The organism is Tenacibaculum sp., assembly GCF_048269885.1.
GTDB lineage: Bacteria > Bacteroidota > Bacteroidia > Flavobacteriales > Flavobacteriaceae > Polaribacter.
Genome location: NZ_JBLWTZ010000005.1, coordinates 116,676 through 137,166 on the forward strand (window position 1 = coordinate 116,676; position 20,491 = coordinate 137,166).

At 33.1% G+C, this 20,491-nt stretch carries 18 protein-coding genes; 11 read left to right on the forward strand and 7 right to left on the reverse strand.

Going from position 1 to position 20,491, the window contains the following annotated elements; genetic code table 11:
• Nucleotides 1–12 precede the first annotated feature (12 nt).
• Nucleotides 13–222: a hypothetical protein gene (locus ACN0WY_RS05665; protein ID WP_330486885.1), complete on the reverse strand. Its 210-nt coding sequence runs from the start codon at nucleotides 220–222 to the stop codon at nucleotides 13–15.
• 284 nt (nucleotides 223–506) lie between these two features.
• Between ACN0WY_RS05665 and ACN0WY_RS05670 the strand changes: the two genes are divergently transcribed.
• Both ACN0WY_RS05670 and ACN0WY_RS05675 read left to right on the forward strand, forming a co-directional pair.
• The gene (locus ACN0WY_RS05670; protein WP_417799780.1) at nucleotides 507–677 is read left to right on the forward strand and encodes a hypothetical protein; all 171 of its coding nucleotides are present in this window, start codon (nucleotides 507–509) and stop codon (nucleotides 675–677) included.
• Between the two features lie 29 nt (nucleotides 678–706).
• Nucleotides 707–874, forward strand: a complete 168-nt coding sequence (locus tag ACN0WY_RS05675; protein ID WP_417799781.1) for a hypothetical protein — start codon at nucleotides 707–709, stop codon at nucleotides 872–874.
• Between the two features lie 90 nt (nucleotides 875–964).
• On the opposite strand, the gene lon is transcribed toward ACN0WY_RS05675, so the two are convergent.
• Complete coding sequence (lon, locus tag ACN0WY_RS05680) at nucleotides 965–3,421, reverse strand: endopeptidase La (protein WP_330486887.1); 2,457 nt, start codon at nucleotides 3,419–3,421, stop codon at nucleotides 965–967.
• Between the two features lie 230 nt (nucleotides 3,422–3,651).
• On the opposite strand from lon, the gene ACN0WY_RS05685 reads away from it, so the two are divergent.
• Nucleotides 3,652–4,338 carry a tetratricopeptide repeat protein gene (locus ACN0WY_RS05685; protein WP_417799782.1) on the forward strand — a complete coding sequence of 229 codons (687 nt, stop codon included), beginning with the start codon at nucleotides 3,652–3,654 and terminating at the stop codon, nucleotides 4,336–4,338.
• A 1-nt stretch (nucleotide 4,339) separates the two neighbouring features.
• Nucleotides 4,340–4,870, forward strand: coding sequence for a YfiT family bacillithiol transferase (locus ACN0WY_RS05690; protein ID WP_417799783.1), 531 nt, complete (start codon nucleotides 4,340–4,342; stop codon nucleotides 4,868–4,870).
• 12 nt (nucleotides 4,871–4,882) lie between these two features.
• Here ACN0WY_RS05690 and ACN0WY_RS05695 read toward each other — a convergent pair whose 3' ends face one another.
• From ACN0WY_RS05695 to pheT, 3 genes are all read right to left on the reverse strand, one after another.
• Entirely contained in the window at nucleotides 4,883–5,497 is a 615-nt protein-coding gene (locus ACN0WY_RS05695) for a LysE family translocator (protein ID WP_417799784.1), read from the reverse strand.
• A gap of 3 nt (nucleotides 5,498–5,500) precedes the next feature.
• Nucleotides 5,501–6,535 carry a quinone-dependent dihydroorotate dehydrogenase gene (locus tag ACN0WY_RS05700; RefSeq protein WP_417799785.1) on the reverse strand — a complete coding sequence of 345 codons (1,035 nt, stop codon included), beginning with the start codon at nucleotides 6,533–6,535 and terminating at the stop codon, nucleotides 5,501–5,503.
• Between the two features lie 64 nt (nucleotides 6,536–6,599).
• Entirely contained in the window at nucleotides 6,600–9,026 is a 2,427-nt protein-coding gene (pheT, locus tag ACN0WY_RS05705) for a phenylalanine--tRNA ligase subunit beta (RefSeq protein WP_417799786.1), read from the reverse strand.
• A gap of 172 nt (nucleotides 9,027–9,198) precedes the next feature.
• Here pheT and ACN0WY_RS05710 point away from each other — a divergent pair, with 172 nt between their 5' ends.
• A complete protein-coding gene (locus ACN0WY_RS05710; protein WP_417799787.1) occupies nucleotides 9,199–11,769 on the forward strand; it encodes an endonuclease in 2,571 nt (856 codons plus the stop codon).
• A gap of 68 nt (nucleotides 11,770–11,837) precedes the next feature.
• On the opposite strand, the gene ACN0WY_RS05715 is transcribed toward ACN0WY_RS05710, so the two are convergent.
• Nucleotides 11,838–12,131 carry a hypothetical protein gene (locus ACN0WY_RS05715; protein ID WP_330486894.1) on the reverse strand — a complete coding sequence of 98 codons (294 nt, stop codon included), beginning with the start codon at nucleotides 12,129–12,131 and terminating at the stop codon, nucleotides 11,838–11,840.
• Between the two features lie 103 nt (nucleotides 12,132–12,234).
• Here ACN0WY_RS05715 and ACN0WY_RS05720 point away from each other — a divergent pair, with 103 nt between their 5' ends.
• The 6 genes from ACN0WY_RS05720 (at nucleotide 12,235) to ACN0WY_RS05745 (ending at nucleotide 17,868) form a co-directional block, all read left to right on the forward strand.
• Nucleotides 12,235–12,861: a CoA pyrophosphatase gene (locus ACN0WY_RS05720; protein WP_330486895.1), complete on the forward strand. Its 627-nt coding sequence runs from the start codon at nucleotides 12,235–12,237 to the stop codon at nucleotides 12,859–12,861.
• A 59-nt stretch (nucleotides 12,862–12,920) separates the two neighbouring features.
• A complete protein-coding gene (locus tag ACN0WY_RS05725; protein WP_330486896.1) occupies nucleotides 12,921–13,757 on the forward strand; it encodes a lysophospholipid acyltransferase family protein in 837 nt (278 codons plus the stop codon).
• Between the two features lie 25 nt (nucleotides 13,758–13,782).
• Entirely contained in the window at nucleotides 13,783–14,871 is a 1,089-nt protein-coding gene (locus ACN0WY_RS05730; protein ID WP_417799788.1) for a M42 family metallopeptidase, read from the forward strand.
• Between the two features lie 124 nt (nucleotides 14,872–14,995).
• Nucleotides 14,996–15,544, forward strand: coding sequence for an NUDIX hydrolase (locus ACN0WY_RS05735; protein ID WP_417799789.1), 549 nt, complete (start codon nucleotides 14,996–14,998; stop codon nucleotides 15,542–15,544).
• A gap of 18 nt (nucleotides 15,545–15,562) precedes the next feature.
• Nucleotides 15,563–16,183, forward strand: a complete 621-nt coding sequence (locus ACN0WY_RS05740; RefSeq protein WP_417799790.1) for a hypothetical protein — start codon at nucleotides 15,563–15,565, stop codon at nucleotides 16,181–16,183.
• 74 nt (nucleotides 16,184–16,257) lie between these two features.
• Entirely contained in the window at nucleotides 16,258–17,868 is a 1,611-nt protein-coding gene (locus ACN0WY_RS05745) for a class I SAM-dependent methyltransferase (RefSeq protein ID WP_417799791.1), read from the forward strand.
• A 53-nt stretch (nucleotides 17,869–17,921) separates the two neighbouring features.
• Here ACN0WY_RS05745 and ACN0WY_RS05750 read toward each other — a convergent pair whose 3' ends face one another.
• Nucleotides 17,922–20,423: a PIG-L family deacetylase gene (locus ACN0WY_RS05750; RefSeq protein WP_330486901.1), complete on the reverse strand. Its 2,502-nt coding sequence runs from the start codon at nucleotides 20,421–20,423 to the stop codon at nucleotides 17,922–17,924.
• Nucleotides 20,424–20,491: the final 68 nt, after the last annotated feature.

Consider the following 20,491-nt stretch of genomic DNA (forward strand, 5'->3'; position numbering starts at 1 on the left):
CTTGCAAGTATCTTAAACTCTTAATTTGTTTTTACCATCGTAGCATTTATCTTTTGTACTACCTGAAGGTAACGTAAAACAGTCTTCTTCTCCATCTGTATCGGGGCCTCCAAAATCTACTTTATTGGCAGGTATCTCAACTGGATCTCCTGCAAATATTTTAATCTTTTCTTCTGTTGTTAATTCGTACTTTGTTAATAACTCAATAGATAAACGTTTCATAAGTTTTAATTTTTCTGTTTAGGTAAAGTTAATTTTTTTTATCTATTCTTTTTCCTTTACCAACCTTTACACACACACAAACAATCCAACACGCTAAAAAACAAATACTTAACCACTAATCAATAGTGCTATTTTTTTTAAATAGTACCTGCTTTTTTCTTAAATAGTCACTTAGTACTTTTCTTTTGTTCTATCTATTTTTTAATATTTGGGATACATAATTCTTAAATGCGGCTCCTGAAAAGCATATAATATAGAGTAAGGAAAACTAAAATTAATTAACCATGTTAAAATCAATTTCAAATTTTGGAAACGTTTTGAATAAATCGGAACAAAGAGAAATTAATGGGGGACAAATTGTTTGCCCTAGAGGAACTTATTTAAAATGTAATTGGATAAGATGTTGGTGTGAACCAGAATATGTTGAAGAATTACCTGTAGACTTTGACCACTAAAAATTATCAATAACTAAAACTAAATAATCATGTTAAAATCAATTGTAAACTTAGGAAGCGTTTTGAATAAATCGGAACAAAGAAAAGTTAATGGGGGACAAATATCTTGCCCTAGAGGGCAAGTACTAAGATGTAACTGGTTAGGCTGCTGGTGTGAAGCTGAAATAGTTGATACACCTGAAGAATTTAAAAAATAAAAGCCTCTTATCAAAACCTCTTACATAGTACAACCAGTACCTTCAAAGGTACTGGTTGTTTTTTATAAAAGTTCTCATCAACAAAAATTGCTAGGCTAACTTTTTTGCTTTTTTAACTTTTTGCTTGGTAAGCGCTATATCAATTACCTCACTCATATCAGTTACATAATGGAATGTTAATCCTTTTAAGTAGCTTTCTTTTATTTCTTCTATATCTTTTTTATTATCAGCACACAAAATAATTTCTTTAATATTTGCTCGTTTTGCTGCTAATATTTTTTCTTTAATTCCTCCTACTGGAAGTACCTTTCCGCGTAGCGTAATCTCTCCAGTCATGGCCAATTTATTTTTCACTTTACGCTGTGTAAATACAGAGACTAAAGAAGTTAACATAGTAATACCTGCACTTGGTCCATCTTTAGGTGTAGCTCCTTCTGGCACATGAATGTGTACATCATACTTATCTAATACTTCAGGATTAATTCCAAATTCTTCAGCATTAGATTTTATATATTTCATTGCAATTGTTGAAGACTCTTTCATTACGGTTCCTAAATTACCGGTAATTGAAAGATTCCCTTTTCCTTTAGATATAATAGATTCTATAAATAGTATATCTCCTCCAACGCTTGTCCAAGCTAATCCTGTAACAACCCCTGCTACATCGTTATTTTCATACTTATCACGTTCTAAACGAGCAGGTCCTAAAATAGTTTCTATATCTTCATTTGTCAAAACAACATTGTACTCCTCTTCCATCGCAATAGATTTTGCGGCAAAACGAACTACTTTTGCTACTTGTTTTTCTAAACCACGAACTCCAGACTCTCTGGTATATCCTTCAACTATTTTTTCTATTTGTTTTTTACCTACCGTTAAATGCTCTTTTGATAATCCGTGCTCTTTTAACTGCTTTGGGAACAAGTATTTTTTTGCTATTTCTACCTTCTCTTCAATAGTATACCCCGTTACGTTTATAATTTCCATACGATCACGTAAGGCCCATGGAATTTGATTAATATTATTAGCAGTGGCTATGAATAATACTTTAGAAAGATCGTAGCCAACTTCTAAATAATTATCGTAAAAGGCAGTGTTTTGTTCAGGGTCTAATACTTCTAACATTGCTGAAGAAGGATCTCCTTGATGGCTTTGACTTAACTTGTCTATTTCGTCTAACACAAATACAGGATTTGAAGTTCCTGCTTTTTTAATATTTTGAATCAAACGCCCTGGCATCGCCCCAATATAAGTTTTACGATGCCCTCTAATTTCAGCTTCATCACGTAAACCACCTAAAGACATGCGTACGTACTTACGCCCTAATGCTTCAGCTACCGATTTACCTAATGATGTTTTACCTACTCCTGGAGGCCCATACAAACAAATAATTGGCGATTTCATATCTCCACGTAATTTTAAAACAGCCAAATGCTCTATAATACGTTCTTTTACTTTTTCTAAGCCAAAGTGATCTCTATCTAATATTTTTTGAGCTCTTTTTAAGTCAAACTTATCTTTAGAGTATTCACTCCAAGGTAACTCTAACATTAACTCTAAATAGTTACGTTGTACGCCATATTCCGCCATTTGTGGGTTCATACGTCTTAAACGACTCAACTCTTTCTCAAAAGTTTCTCCAACTTCTTTATTCCATTTCTTAGCCTTAGCCTTAGTACGCATTTCATCTAGCTCTTGCTCATGAGAAACACCACCTAATTCATCTTGAATGGTTTTTAACTGTTGGTTTAAGTAATATTCACGTTGTTGCTTGTCTAAATCGGAACGTGTTTTAGATTGAATATCGTTACGTAATTGTAACTTTTGAAGCTCTTTATCTAAATTCTTTAACGTTAATAACGCACGTTCTTTTAAATTGTCTTTCTCAAGTAACACCTGCTTTTGCGATACACTTAATTCCATGTTTGATGAAATAAAATTCACCAAAAATGAGCTAGATTGAATGTTTTTAATCGCAAAAGATGCTTCCGAAGGTAGCATAGGATTTTCTTTAATTACCTCTAACGCTAAGTCTTTAATCGACTCGATAATTGCATCAAACTCTTTTTGATCGTCAATTTCTCGCTCATCAACTGCTTCTTTTACTTTAGCCTTTAAGTAAGGTTCTTCTTGAATAACTTCTTCAATCTCGAAACGCTTTTTACCTTGAATGATTACAGTTGTATTACCATCGGGCATTTTTAATACACGCAATATTTGTGCAACAACACCTGTTTGATAAATATCATCTATTCCTGGGTCTTCTACTTCACTATCTTTTTGGGCAACTACCCCTACAACTTTATCTCCTTTATTAGCATCTTTAATCAACTGAATAGATTTATCTCTACCCGCTGTAATTGGAATTACAACTCCAGGAAATAAAACAGTGTTACGCAACGGAAGAATTGGTAACTCTTCAGGAATACTTTCTTGATTTATTAATTCTTCGTCCTCTGGTGTTAGTAATGGGATTAATTCAGAATCTTCATTAAAAACATCTTGAAGCGACAAATTGTCTAAGTGTAATATTTTTGATTTGCTCATATCTTATTTATGTCTGTCATAGTGGCACTTTCGTTTTTTCTCCTGAAATAAAACCACTTTTTTAATATCGTAATTCATTGATAAACAAAAGAATACACAACCCTTCCTATCTATCGTGTTATCTATATTTCAATTCTTATGCCAACAAAAGTCATAAATAACTTAATTTGTAACTTATTTTATTTTCAATCGTCTTATTAATATTATATTTCAACAAAAACTAACCCAAAATGAAATTTAAATTTTTAATCCTTTCACTTATCTTATTGCTTGCTAATTGTACTTCTAAAACAAATACTCCTGAGTTTATAGAAAAAGCTGCTGGACGCTATTACTTTAATGCTGATGAAATTATAGAAGTTACGTTTAATGAAGACAACAAATTACTTGTAAAGTGGCGTAAGCAAAATTTGGAACCTTTAAAGGTAAACGACTCTTCTTTTTACGTTAGAGAATTGAATGAAAAACTAATTTTTAACACTACTGAAAACAAGATAGAATTAGCTGAAAAGCGCGAGCATGAAGGTGAAAAATTTGTCTTTAAAAAATTAAAAAAAGGAGAAAAAACTCCTAGTGAACATTTAGCAGAAGGTAATTTTGAAGCTGCTTTAAAAGGTTACAAGTCTATAAAAGAAAAAGACAGCTTAAGCCCTGTTATTAAAGAACGAAATTTGAACAAGTTAGGGTACCAGTATCTTAGAAAAGATGAGTTTGAAAATGCTATAAATGTCTTTAAAATTAATATCGAATTATACCCTAATAGCTCTAACACCTATGATAGTACTGGAGATGCTTATGCCAAAATGAAAGATACTGTTAAAGCTATTGAGTACTATAAAAAGGCCCTTGCCATCAATCCTGAAAATAGTAGTTCTAAACGAAGTTTAGCAAAGTTAACTTCAGAAAGTGAAGAGTAATATGGAAAAGTTAAAATACCCAATTGGTAAACCTGAGATTCCAAATAATATTTCTTCTGAAGACCTTGCTACATGGATTGAAACTCTAGAATTTTTCCCAGAAAAACTGAATAAATTGGTTTCTAATTTATCTGAAAAACAATTAGATACAACCTATAGAGAGGAGGGTTGGACAATCAGACAAGTGATTCATCATTGTGCAGACAGTCATCATAACTCCTACACACGTTTTAAATGGGCTCTTACGGAAGATAAACCAGTTATAAAGGCTTATTTTGAAGACCGTTGGGCAGAACTATTCGACTCTAAAAAAGCTCCTATACAACTTTCTTTAGATACACTAAAGGCATTACATACTAAATGGGTTTACTTCTTAAAAGGTTTAACTGAAGAAGACTTAAACAAATCGTTTATCCATCCTGATGGAAATGAAGAAGTGAGTTTAAAAGAAAATATTGGAATTTATGCATGGCATTGCAACCACCATTATGCCCATATTGAACAATTATTAATCAGGAAAAATTGGAATTAAAGATTCATTCTTTTAAAGTAAAATTAGCATAGCTATACCTATAAAAACCACTATTTGTGCCCATTTTAGGTATGTTCCTACCTTTTTGTGTTGCTTTAAATACTCTGATATCTTTCCTGCCAATATAGCAATGGAAGAAAATATTAAGAAAGATGTTACAATAAACAAACCTCCTAATACATAAAATTGGAGTACGTTTGACAAGCTGTCAGAAAACAAAAACTGTGGAAAAAAAGCCAAAAAGAAAATGGTTACTTTCGGATTTAATACATTCATCCAAAAACCTGTTTTGAATAATTGTAAGGTTGATTTTTTCTGTACATGCTCTGTTGAAAAGGCAATTTTAGCATCACTTTTATACACCTGATAGGCTAAATACAGTAAATATCCTGCTCCAAATAGCTTGATGATAAAAAATAAATTCGGGTTTTGTTTGATGATTTCCGATACGCCAAAAGCCACCAAAGTTGTATGAATGATACATCCTGTCATTAAACCAGCAACCGTAGCTAATCCATATTTTTTACCATTGACAATACTTTGTGTTAAGACAAAAATATTATCAGGACCTGGCGAAAATGCTAAGGTAGCCGTAGCTAATACAAAAGATATAAGGGTTTCTAGCATAAGTTAACTTTCAGCTAAAATAGCCTTATTGATTCTTTTTACCAAGCTTGGTCCTTCGTAAATGAATCCTGTATAAATTTGTACCAAATCTGCACCTGCTTTTAGCTTTTCTAAAGCATCATTTTCAGAATGGATACCTCCTACTCCAATAATAGGAAATGCTTTGTTAGAATTATCCGTTAAGTATTGAATTACTTTGGTACTTCTATCTTTAACTGGTTGTCCGCTTACTCCTCCATTACCTATTTCTTGCAAACGCTCTTTAGAAGCCTTTAAATTATCTCTATTTACTGAGGTATTCGATGCTATCACACCATCAATTTTAGTTTCAGCAACCAATTCAATAATTTCATCTAATTGTTGGTTGTTCAAGTCTGGAGCTATTTTTAATAAGATTGGTTTTTGTTGTGCTTCTGCATTATTTAATTTCTGAACTTCTGTAATTAATTCCTTTAAATAATCAGCATCTTCAAGTTTAGCATGACTCGATACGTTTGGACAACTTACATTCAGCACAAAATAATCTACATACGGATGCAATCCTTTAAAACACGCTACATAGTCTTCAGTATAATTTTCAGGAGCTGTATTGGTATTTTTCCCAATGTTTCCCCCTATAATGATTTTTCCTTTGTTCTTTTTTAATTGTTCAATCGCTGCTTCTAATCCTTCGTTATTAAATCCCATTCGGTTAATGATTCCTTTATCATCTTTTAGACGGAATAAACGTTTTTTAGGATTACCTACTTGCCCCTTTGGTGTAACCGTACCAATTTCCACAAAACCAAAACCAAAATCTGCCAATTCATTATACAAAACTGCATTTTTATCAAATCCTGCTGCTAATCCTACTGGATTTTTAAAGGTTAACCCGAACAAGTTACGCTCTAACTTTTTATCATTTACTTGATACATTCCTCTAAAAATAGATGGAACACCTGGTATTTTTGATAAAAATTTAACTAGCGAAAAAGTAAAATGGTGAATCTTTTCTGGATCAAAAAGGAAGAATATTGGGCGAATCAGTAATTTGTACATCGGTTTTAATTATAATCTTTCGTTTATTAAATATAAAAAAAGCTCCAAAAATGGAGCTTTTGAATTATCGTAATACAGCATCTAAATTCTTTTCGAATGTTTGCTGTAGTTTCTGCATTATTTTGTCTATTTGCTTGTCTGCTAATGTTTTGTTTTCATCTTGTAACACAAAGCTTACTGCATACGACTTTTTACCTTCTGGTAATTTGTCTCCTTCATACACATCAAACAAATCTACTTCTTTTAAAAGCTTTCTTTCTGATTGGAATGCTAAGTTATAAATCTCTTTGAATTCAACTTTATTATCCAATAACAATGCTAAATCACGTTTTACAGCTGGAAACTTAGGTAAATCGGCTACTTTTATGTTTTTCTTACCTACTAAATCTAAAATATTCTGCCAGTTAAAGTCTGCAAACAATACCTCTTGTTTTATTGAAAACTCTTTTAAAATCGCTCTTTTAACAACTCCTAACTCTACTAGCTTCGTTTTTCCTAAACTTAACGTAATTCCTTCAGAAAATACATCTGATTTTGTTGGTGTAGTTTTTAATTTATCAATTCCTAAACGACTTAGCAATGCTGTTACAATCCCTTTAACATAAAAGAAATCTGATGTCTGTGTAGCTACCTTCCAGCTATCTTGTGTTTTATTACCTGTAACAAATAACGTTAAATGCTTGTCTTCTTGGTATCCGCTTTCATACTTATGATACGTCTTACCAAACTCGTAAAATTTTAATGAATTGTTCTTTCTATTAATATTGTATGCAACCGACTCTAAACCACTAAATAGTAACGATTGACGCATTACTTTTAAGTCGTTACTTAACGGATTGAGCATTTCTACGTTAAAATCAGCATTTAAGTTATCAGATAGCTCAATATAGTCTGCCTTTGTTAACGAGTTAGCCATGGTTTCGTTAAACCCTAACGATGTTAACTGGTCTGCTACAATGTTTTCAATTTTTACGTTTTTATCACTATCAAAAGAAATAGACGTGTTTAATTTATGAGAAAACTCTACATTATTATATCCGTAAACACGCAAGATCTCTTCTATAATATCTGCCTCACGTTGTACATCTACTCTATAAGAAGGTACTACTAAACCTAAACCTGCTTCTGTAACACTATTAATTTTAATGTCTAATGACGCTAAAATCTTTTTAATCGTTTCTTTAGGTATTTCCTGCCCTATTAATTTATACGCATTTTCAAAGGATAAAAACACTTCAAAATCTTCAAGCTTTACAGGATAAAAATCTAAAATATCCGAAGACATTTTTCCTCCTGCATACTCTTCTATCAATAAAGCAGCACGTTTTAAGGCATATTTTGTAGTATTGATGTCAATACCTCTCTCAAAACGGAAAGAAGCATCTGTATTTAACCCGTGACGTTTTGCCGTTTTTCGAACCGAAACCGGATTAAAATAAGCGCTTTCTAAGAAAATTGATGTTGTATGTTCTGTTACTCCTGATTTTGCTCCACCAAACACACCTCCGATACATAACGGATTTTCATCTGCATCACAAATCATAATATCTTCAGAAGACAACTCTCTTTCTACATCATCTAACGTAGTAAACTTAGTACCTTCTTCTAAAGTTTTTACGACTACTTTACCACCTCTAATTTTAGAAGCATCAAAAGCGTGTAAGGGTTGTCCTAATTCATGTAGCACATAGTTTGTAATGTCTACAATATTATTTTTTGGAGTCAATCCAATTGCTTTTAATCTATTTTGAATCCATTCTGGTGATTCTTTTACCTCTACATCGGTGATAGTAATACCACAATAACGAGGCGCTAAATCTTTATCTTCTACTTCGATATCAATTTTGTGAGTACGCTCATCAACATGAAAATCTGAAACAGATGGAGAAATCAACTCTATACTAGTTCCTTGCTGAATTAATCCAGCTCTTAAATCGCGAGCAACACCATAATGACTCATAGCATCTGCACGGTTTGGTGTTAAACCAATTTCAAAAACATGATCTGTTTCAATGTTAAAAACTTCCGAACAAGGAGTACCAGGAACCAAACTTTCATCTAAAATCATAATACCGTCATGACTTTGCCCTAAGCCTAATTCGTCTTCGGCACAAATCATTCCATGACTTTCTTCTCCTCTTATCTTTCCTTTTTTAATTTTAAAGCCTTCTCCTTTTTCATCATACAAGATAGTACCAACAGTAGCTACAGGAACTTTTTGTCCTGCCGCAACATTTGGTGCTCCACATACAATTTGCACAGGAGAACCATTTCCTAAATCAACAGTAGTAACCTTTAACTTGTCTGCATTTGCATGCTTTTCACAAGTTAAAACTTCACCTACAACTACCCCTTTTAGGCTTCCTTTAATACTCTCTACAGTTTCTATTCCTTCAACTTCAAGACCTAAATCAGTTAATAACTCACCTGTTTTCTCTGCCTCCCAGTCTGTCTGTAAAAATTGTTGTAACCAATTGTATGATATCTTCATAATCAATCTCTAATTTTAGCGTGCAAATTTACGTAAAATAAAGGAAAAACTATAAACTAGTTCTCTACAAAAGATATACAATTGATTATTAACCTTTTGGTAACATTGGAAAATTATATTTTTTATTGATTTGTAGCGAGTTAACAAAATTTTAACATTTTAAACACAAATTATGAAACATAAACTACTCTTCTTTTTTTTGATAGCTTCGCTAGCTGTTTTTTCACAAGTCCCTTCCTATTATAACGATGTAAACTTAAACTTGTCTGGGACTGCATTAAAAAATGAACTGGCTACTAAAATTATCAATACACACACTACGAACTTATCGTATACTCCTGGGGTATGGAATGCTCTAAAACAAACTGATTTAGATCCTAACAATCCTACGAAAGTTCTATTAATATATGGTTATAGTGATACTGATGGCAATTATGTTACTGACAGAACTAGAGATAAGGATGCTAACGGTGGTACAGCGGGTACACAATGGAACAGAGAGCATGTATATGCTAAGTCGTTAGGAAGTCCTAATTTAGGTACTTCTGGTCCTGGTGCAGATGCACACCATTTAAGAGCTGCTGATATTTCTTTCAACTCACAAAGGAGTAGTAAAAAATTTGCTGATGGTTCTGGTAATGCAGGTAGTGTTTCTGGTGGTTGGTATCCTGGAGATGAATGGAAAGGGGATGTTGCCCGTATGATGATGTATATGTATTTACGCTACGGAAACCAATGTTTACCTACTGGTGTCGGTACAGGAGCTACGATGGCTTCAGATGCTAACATGCTTGCTTTATTTATTCAATGGAATGTTGACGATCCAGTATCTGATTTTGAAAAACAACGCAATCCTATTTTAGAAGGAATTCAAGGGAACCGCAATCCTTTTATCGACAACCCTGCATTTGCTACTGAAATTTGGGGAGGTCCTCAAGCTGAAGATTTATTTGGAGGCGGTAGCGGATCGGATACTCAAGCTCCTACTGCACCATCTAACTTAGCAGCTTCAAACATTACAGAAACCACAGTTGACTTAACTTGGTCTGCATCTACTGACAATGTTGGTGTAACTGGATATGATGTATACAATGCTGCTACAAAAATTGCTACTGTAACAACAACTTCATACAACGTTACTGGCTTAACAGCAGCTACTAATTATACTTTTTCTGTAAAAGCTAAAGATGCTGCTGGAAATGAATCTTCTATTAGTAACTCAGTTACAATAACAACGAATACTAGTTCAGGAGGAGGAAACGGAACAGCAACAGATTTATTTATTTCTGAATATGTAGAAGGTTCTTCAAATAACAAAGCTATTGAAATTGCTAATTTCACTGGATCCAGTGTAAACTTATCAGGGTATTCATTAAAGAAAGCTGCCAATGGTGGTGGATGGACCAATACACTAACTTTAAGTGGTCAACTAACAAATGGTGAGGTATATGTCATAGCTAATAGCAGTGCTTCTAGCACAATACTAAATAAAGCTGACAGAACAGATACTGCTGTTATTTCTTTTAACGGAAACGATGCTGTTGGTTTATTCAAAGGAAGTACTCTTATCGATTTGATTGGAGACCCTAATAGCTCTTCAACTTTTGCACAAGACAAAACAATGCAAAGAAAATCTTCTGTTACCTCTCCTAATAGTGCATATACTATTTCTGAATGGAATATCTTAGCAAAAGATACATTTAGCGGCTTGGGAAACCACAACATTAATGGAGGAGCTCCTGCTCCTGATACTACTGCTCCATCAACTCCTACTAACGTTGCTGCTTCTGGTATAACACAGACTTCTGTTAACTTAAGTTGGACAGCATCAACAGATGATACTGGTGTTACAGGATATGAAGTGTATCAGGGAAGCACAAAAATAGCAACTGTTACTACTACTAGTTATTCTGTAAGTGGATTAACAGCTTCTACAAACTATACTTTTTCAGTAAAAGCTAAAGATGCTGCCAATAATGTTTCTTCTTCAAGTAATACCGTAAATGTAACAACTTTAGCAAACACAATTTCTTACTGTAACTCTAAGGGAAATAATGCAAATTATGAATGGATAGATAATGTTGTTATAGGCGGAATTTCAAACGCTACTGGTGCTAACGGTGGATATGCAGACTTTACTTCTTTAACTAGAAACTTAGCTTTTGGAAGCAATACCATTGTTGTAAGCGCAGGGTTTTCTAGTTCATCATACACAGAATATTGGAAAGTTTGGATTGATTTCAACCAAAACGGAACTTTTGAATCTTCTGAAGAAGTTGTTAGTGGTTCTTCATCTAGCTCTGGTAATTTATCGTATAATTTTTCTGTACCTAACTCTGCTTTAACAGGTACAACAAGAATGCGTGTATCTATGAAATGGAATGCAGCTCCATCAGCTTGTGAAACATTCTCTTATGGTGAAGTTGAAGATTATACTGTTAACATAGGTAGTAGCTCTAAAGGTATAGAACGCAACAACATAGCAATTGATGGAAAATTAGGAAATGAAGCTTCTATTTTTGATGCTAGTATTTCTCCAAACCCTAGTGTTGATTTTATTAAAATTAAATTAGCAGACGACAGAAATGCTACTTTTACAATAACAAATTTAACTGGGCAACAAGTTTTAACAGGAAAAGTTACTCATAATAATCTTGATGTTTCAAACCTACATAACGGTATATATATTCTTCAAGTAAACGACGGTCAAAAATCATTTACTAAGAAGATTATCAAAAAATAGTTATAGTTATAGAATACAAAAAGAGCTTCCAAAATTGGAAGCTCTTTATTTTTTATACGATTTAAAAACTAAACTTCAATGGTAGTTTTTGTTTCTTTTGAAGAAAATACATGGGTATACAACCACATAAGAGTAAATGTTGGTACAACATCTAACCCAGGCATTGCTTCTTCAATAAAAGCAATAGCTCCTGCTACTTTTCCTTTGTTTCCTTTATACATTTTTGTCATGATGTACGCAGATGCTGGTGCCCAAACAATATCAGACAACTCTCCCAGCCCTGGTATTAAATAAGATACATACCCGATAGCGTCAAACAATAAACTTAATGCTAGTTTTTGGTACTTTTTTTCTTTAGTCATTTAGTATTAAATTAATTCTACACTCAACAAATCAAAATTCAAGCCAAAACTTATAACTTTTCTCTTGTAAATTGATAAGTTTGTTCTAAAATACTAAAAACGAATGACTTTTTCTGATTTTATCAATCAAATAGAAAGATTACAGCAAAAGCAACTAGGTGGCTTAACGTCTCAATTTAAGTTAGCTCCTAACTTAAGAACACGGTTTTCAGAAGAATTAATACTAAGCAAAAACCCAAGAAAAGCAGCTGTCTTAGCATTGTTTTACCCTGACAATAATAATCAAACTCGTTTTTTACTTACGGAAAGAGCGAGTTATAATGGAACACATTCGTCGCAGATTAGCTTTCCTGGTGGAAAGTTTGATAAAGATGACTACAACTTACAAGCAACTGCTTTACGGGAAACTTATGAGGAAGTGGGTATACCCCATGGAGCTATCGAAATAATACGACAAACGTCTAATGCCTATATTCCTCCTAGTAATTTTTTAGTAGCTCCATTTATAGGTGTTTCTGAAAAGACACCTCATTTTACTCCTAATGAAGAAGTGGCAGAAATTATTGAAGTTTTATTAGCTGATTTATTAGATGATTCCAACTTAACTTTAGTAGAAATGGAAACCTCATACATGAAAAATATCGAGGTACCTTGCTTTAAATTAAACAATTACATTGTGTGGGGGGCAACTGCCATGATGCTTTCAGAAATTAAAGATTTGTTTAAATAGTTTTTTTATGCTTTTCTTTTGTAATTTAGCATTTACACTAATAAAACCTGATTATAAAAATGCCTTTATTTAAAAGGAATCCTTTTGGACATATATTGTTCATTAAAAGATTTTTAATACAAGTTCTCGGAGTTATTTCTCACGGACGTTACCGTAAGTTTAATGACCTACAAATAGAGGGAATGGATGTTTTAAGAAATCTCCCCGACCAAAAAGTACTATTTATTTCCAATCACCAAACGTATTTTGCTGATGTAGCTGCTATGTTTCACGTATTTAACGCTGCTTTAAAAGGTAGAGATGACAATATTAGAAACGTGGGGTATTTATGGAAACCTAAATTGAATATTTATTATGTTGCAGCAGGTGAAACCATGCGTTCTGGATTACTTCCTAAAATCTTTGCTTATGTAGGTTCTGTTTCTGTTGAAAGAACTTGGAGAAGCGCTGGTAAAAATGTAAACAGACAAGTAAAAATGTCTGATATTTCTAACATAGGAAAAGCTTTAGATGATGGTTGGGTAATTACCTTCCCACAAGGTACAACTACCCCTTTTAAACCTATTCGTCGTGGTACCGCTCATATTATTAAAACCTATAAACCTATTGTAGTTCCTATAGTAATTGACGGATTTAGACGTTCTTTTGATAAAAAAGGATTGATGATAAAAAAACGTAACGTGCTACAATCTATGGTTATCAAAGAACCTTTAGAAATAGATTACGAAAATGAAGACGTAGCTAGTATTGTTGAAAAAATTGAGTATGCAATAGAGCAACACCCCTCTTTTTTAAAGGTGTTAACACCAAAACAACTTCAGGAACAAGAAGAGTTTATTGAAAAGAGACGTTTTTGGGGCGCTGATAAACCTAAAGAAAAAGAAAAGAAAGATTAATAACATTAAAATTAACGTTTAAGTTATGGCTGATAAATCTATTTTAAATAAAAAGTCTATCGACTTTTTAGAAAAATACTTGAATAATGCTGCTCCTACTGGATATGAATGGGAAGGGCAAAAAATATGGATGGACTATTTAACACCTTATGTTGATGAGTTCATTACCGATACTTATGGTTCTGCTGTAGGGGTTATAAACCCTGATGCTAAATACAAAGTAGTTATTGAAGGACATGCTGATGAGATTTCTTGGTATGTAAACTATATTTCTGACGATGGTTTAATTTATGTAATCCGTAACGGAGGAAGTGATCATCAAATTGCTCCTAGTAAAATTGTAAACATTCATACTAAAAATGGAATTGTAAAAGGTGTTTTTGGATGGCCCGCAATTCACACACGTAGTAAAGCCAAAGAAGAAGCTCCAAAACCAGATAATATTTTTATCGATTGTGGTTGCAGTACCAAAGAAGAAGTTGAAGGTCTGGGAGTTCATGTTGGTTGCGTTATTACCTATCCAGATGAGTTTCATATTTTGAATGGAAATAAATTTGTTTGTCGTGCATTAGACAACCGAATGGGAGGATTTATGATTGCTGAAGTAGCCCGTTTACTACACGAAAACAAGAAAAAATTACCCTTTGGATTGTACATTACCAATTCAGTCCAAGAAGAAATTGGTTTGCGTGGTGCAGAAATGATTACCCAAACCATTAAACCTAACGTGGCAATTGTTACCGATGTAACACATGACACTACCACACCTATGATTGATAAGAAAAAAGAAGGTCTTTTAGAATTAGGTAAAGGTCCTGTAGTAGCGTATGCTCCTGCGGTACAACAAAAATTACGAGATTTAATTATTGAAACTGCCGAAACCAACAAAATTCCTTTCCAACGCTCTGCCCTATCAAGAGCTACAGGAACCGATACCGATGCATTTGCATATAGCAATGGTGGTGTTGCTTCTGCCTTAATTTCATTGCCTTTACGTTATATGCACACTACGGTTGAAATGGTACACCGTGAAGATGTTGAAAACGTAATTAAAATGATTTACGAAAGTTTATTAAAAATTGAAAACGGAGAAGATTTCTCTTATTTTAAATAACAAACAGTCACATCGAGTGATTTTCTGAAAGAAAATGTATCGAGATGTCTTAACCATCAATTCTCGATACAGTTTTTCTTTGTAAATAAAAGAAAAACTACTCGAACTGACACAAAAAACAAACATGGATGAACTGATAGACATTGTTGATGAAAACGGAAACTATACAGGAAAAACCTGTTTAAAATCTGTGGCTCACAAAAAAGGCTACTTCCATCCTACTATTCATGTTTGGCTATATACTACCAATCAACAAATACTACTTCAAAAAAGAGCACTTACCAAAAAGGTATTTCCCGGTTTATGGGATATTTCTGTAGCCGGTCATATAGCCGCTGGTGAAGACATTAAAATTGCTGCTATCAGAGAAATTAAAGAGGAAATAGGTTTTGATATTCTTCCTGAAAACTTGCATAAAATAGGCACTCGAAAGCACATGGTAACTCACCCGAATGGAATTATCGATAATGAATTTCATCATGTCTTTATTTCCGAATTAACAGTTCCTGTCCAAGAATTAAAACTTCAAGAAGAGGAAGTAGCAGACTTAAAGCTATTTAGCTTAGAAACAATACTGCATACCAAAAACTACGAAAACTTATTACTTCCTCAATATCAAGATTATTATTCGTTTGTACATAGCCAAATTCTAAAAAAACTTAGTATATTATAGTACCTAATTTCATTAAAAATGAAAAAGTTACTATTCTGTTTACTTATTGGTATACTTCAGTCTTGTGCTTCTAAACAATATTTAAAAAAGCATGGTTTCTCTGGTGAAATTAAGAAGATTATCGAACAAACATACGTAATCGAAAACAATCAAAAAAAACTACTTAACACTAAAACCTTAAACTTTACTAAAAACGGACGTGTAAAAACATCAAAAACCACTGATAACCTAGGCAATATTATTGAACAAACTGAAAAACGCCTTTGGTTTGAAAAACGCTCATATCCTAACAAACTTCCTTATTATTGTAAAACACGCTGGAAACCCAATCAACGAGAACGTATTAGTTGTTATACTCAAAAGCAGTACAAACAAAATGAAGTTATTGTGCATTACACCAAAAACGGATTGATTGATAAAATAGTAGATAATTTTTCAACGTTTTACACGCAACAATATCAATATGCTAACAGTAAACTTAACAAAATTTTGGTTACTGATAAAGACAACAATCTCGTAAATACAATCAAGTTTGAATGTCTCTCTAAAGACTACAAAGGAAATTGCCTTGAACAAAAAAAAGAGTCTGCTAACTCCAACTCTATTCAGGTTACTTCTTTCATGTTTACTTACCAATAACTCTCAAAAACTTAAAACGAAATAGACTTCTTATGAACTTAAATAACTATATTTAAGACAAATAATCTCCCTGTATGTTAACAAAACAAGAAAAATCTGCATTAAGAAGTAGGTTGTTTCGGCATTTAGATGGAATTGTAACTTGCCCCGCAGCCTATACCTTACACGAAAAAGGAATTACAAAATATTTGTTAGATCACAAGTCTGTCAGTTTATCTGAAATCACCAATCGTTTTAAAGTGAATGATGGATATTTAAACGTTGCTTTAAGAACACTCTGTTCTCAAGGTTGGCTGGTTCAAAATGTTAACAACACACAAAACACCGTACAATTTGAAACCAATAAAGCTTCAACAATTGCTTTTTCATATTTTCATCTCTATGAAGATGCTTATTCTTTATTGAAGTTCTCGGAGAACTACAGTGCTAGAAAGTTTGAAATTGAACCTTTTGAAAAGCTTGAAAAGCTCTATAAAAACTTTACAAATAACTTCGGAATTGAACTGCCTATAACCTCCGAAGAAAGAGAAATTCTAACACAAATTCTTACTCACATTGAAGGAATTATTGTAGGACCAACAACAGTATTGTTAGGAATGAGTGGTATGTTTCATAAGTACTTTATGCAAACAAAATTTAGCGCCGATGAATTTCATAAAGATGCTGATAATTTTAGTCGACTACTCAATCTATTAACTAGTTTAGGTTGGTTTTCCAAGACTAAAGACTCATATGAGTTTACCGATGAAGGCTTATTCTTTGCTCGAAGAGCAAGTGCTTATGGAGTCACTGTATCTTACATCCCTACGCTTAGAAAACTTGATAAACTTATTTTCGGAAATCCTGATATTTTTAGAACTTCCGAAATTGGAAATGACGAAATCCATGTAGATAGAGAGATGAATGTTTGGGGAAGTGGTGGTGCACACTCAACCTATTTTAAGGTTATTGATGAAATCATCATCAACTTATTTAACAAACCTATCAACGAGCAGCCCAAAGGCATTTTAGATGTTGGTTGTGGCAATGGTGCTTTTCTAAAACATTTATTTAATGTAATCGAAAATCAAACCAAAAGAGGCGCAATTTTGGAAGAGTATCCACTTTTACTAATTGGGGTTGATTATAACGAAGCAGCCTTAAAAATTACTCGTAAAAACTTAGTACAAGCAGATATCTGGGCGAAAGTAATTTGGGGAGATATTGGAAACCCTAAAGCATTATCAGAAGATTTACAAGATAAGTACGGAATCAATCTTTCTGACTTATTGAATGTTCGTACCTTTTTAGATCACAACAGAATTTGGCAAGAGCCTCTTCCTGTTAATAATTTGACCATTACAAGCTCAACAGGAGCTTATGCATATAGAGGAAAACGCTTAAACAATAACCTAGTAGTCGAGTCTTTAAAACAACATTTTACCAAGTGGAAACCGTATATCAGTAAGTTTGGTTTGTTACTTATTGAATTACATACCTCAAAACCAGAGTCGGTTGCTAAAAACTTAGGAAAAACAGCGGCTACCGCCTATGATGCTACGCATGGTTATTCTGATCAATACATTATTGAGCTGGATGAATACATGAATGCTATGGAAGCTATTGGGTTGACTTACGATAAAAATACGTTTAGAAAATTTCCAAACTCGGAATTGGCAACGGTTTCTATTAATCTTTTTAAATAAAATAAGCAAGGTTTAAAACCTTGCTTATTTTATTTTATGTATTTGATAAAACTTTAATTCTCATCTGTAGTGTTTTCTTTAACTGACAATAAATTAGCAAAAAGCTTATAAGCTCCAGAAACACCTGCAGGCAGCTCTCTAAAGAAACTTAACCCTGTATAAATGTAATTTCCTTTTCCGTATTTAGCCACTAACAAACTTCCTTTTTTAGCAGACTCTCCTTTGTCGTTCATTGATAAAATTGGGGTATATTCTGAACTCCACTCGTTAGGAAAATACAATCCGCGTTCTTGTACCCATCCTTTAAAATCAGCTTCTGTAATTTTGTTGGGGTAGTTCAAAACCGAATGTTCTTTAGCTAAGAATGTTACAGTTGCATTTTCATCGGTAACTCTATCACGAGATAACTGTAAATTGTATGGCGCTTGCACATTTACCCCTCTATTGGTATTGTATTGTACAATTACATTTCCTCCGTTTTTTACATAGTCTAACAAATACTTTTGTTTAAACTGCAACTCTTTTATTGTATTATAGGCTCTAATACCAACAACTACTGCATCAAACTGCTCTAAATTACCATTAATTTCGTTTACATTCAATTCTACTACCTCATAACCTATTTGCTGTAAACTTTCAGGAATTGCATCTCCAGAGCCTTGTATATATCCAATTTTAGTACCATTCTTTTGAATATCCATACGTACAACCTTTGCCTGTGATGGTAATAATACGGATTGCTTTGGAATGTGACTATAATTGATTTCTATCAATTCTTTATCATAATTTTTTCCTTTAACTGTTGCTATAGCCTTCAATACTCCTTCTACTTCTTTTTGTGTTGGAGTAACCATAAAATCAATCAATTGAATATCTCCTTTTTGAGCTATGGAGAATTTCGCTTCGTTTGGGGTAACAGTCCACCCTTTTGGCGCTTTTAAAGTAACTGTTCCATTTGTGTTTTTCATTCCTGAACGGACTTCAACAGTTACTTTTTGAGAGTTATTTGAAGAAAAAACTAGTACTTTGTTCAGTAGTTTGGTCGTTACTTTAGGCAACACCTCAAAAGGCTCATAAACCTCTCCTTTATCTCTTTTTGAATAACGATATACTACTGGTTTAACGAAAGAAATTAATTGATTTTCAATCATTATATCAAATTGTACTTGAACGGGTCTCGGAGTTTCTGGCTTCCCTATCAATAGCTGGTTTTCTACGGTATACATTCCTAAACTCCAAGGTTTTTGCAACCAATACGGTGATGAATAAGAAATTTGAGGCACAGAAATAGTTTCTGTAAATGTTTTTTTCTCATTGTTCGCTAGGTCTAAATTTTTAACTATTTTTTTACTTTCTGGAAGTATTTTTAAAGAAGATAACTCGATCGAAATTCCACTTCTGTTCAACACTTCAAAATCTACCTCTACCGTACTGTTGGGTGTTGTACTAGAACTTTTTGCAGAAGCTTCTAAATACAAACCTGCACAGGCTTCAATAATATCTTTTAACTCTTTGGTTTTTATCTTTTTCCAATGTTTGTCTTTTAATTTTTCAAGCTTTTGATAAGCCTCTACTAATGCTGGAAGATGTTTTGACGGATTTAGAAAATCGAAATTTTGTTCAACATCGTATAAAATATCTCCTATTTCTCCTCCACCTTCTACTCTATTCCAAGTAGTGTTGATTCCTGAAAAAATATCTTTTTTATCTTTAGGAAAATCTCCTTTTAAAAACTCTACATATTCTGTTTGTGTTCCTCTAGTAGTTAATCGACCAAAACCTTGGCATAAGTGCTGACTGCTTGCAATTGCCGCCAATTCATTATTAGACAATCCTTTTAAAGGATAGTACGTTCCTATATCAAAGCTTAGCATTTTACTTTTATCAGCTTTGGCAAATTTTTCTTCACTTCCATAAAACCACCAAGAAGTATTAAAAAACAACCTATTTGGCTTCCAAGTATCGGTGTATTGTAATTGTTCTGGATATTTCGTTTTATCATTAACCAAATCAAAGGCCTCAACACTTAGCATGGCTGATGAAGTATGATGCCCATGCGTAGTTCCTGGAGTTCTGTGATTAAATCGATTAATGATTACATCGGGTTTGAAAGTACGAATTGCCCAAACTACATCGGCAAGTACTTTATCCTTATCCCAAATTTTCAACGTTTCATCAGGGTGCTTTGAGTAACCAAAATCATTTGCTCTAGAAAAGCGTTGTTCTCCTCCATCTACTCCTCTTGCTGCTAATAATTCTTGCGTACGAATAACTCCTAATAGTTCTCGCATTTCAGGACCTATTAAATTTTGCCCTCCATCTCCACGTGTTAATGACAAATATCCTGTCCTTGCCTTTTCATGATTAGATAAATAAGCAATCAAACGAGTATTTTCATCATCTGGATGTGCTGCAATGTATAGTGCAGAACCCAGAAAGTTTAGTTTTTGAACTTTCTCGTAAATCTGGTTTGAAGTAAGTTTTTGTGGTTTTTGTGCATTTATTGTTAGTGAAATCAATAAAAAAGACAGTAATAAAAGTACTTTTTTGTGCATTTTTAATAGTTTGAATACTACACAAATGTAACTTTTTTAACTAAAGTATGAAGTACATTAACAAAATG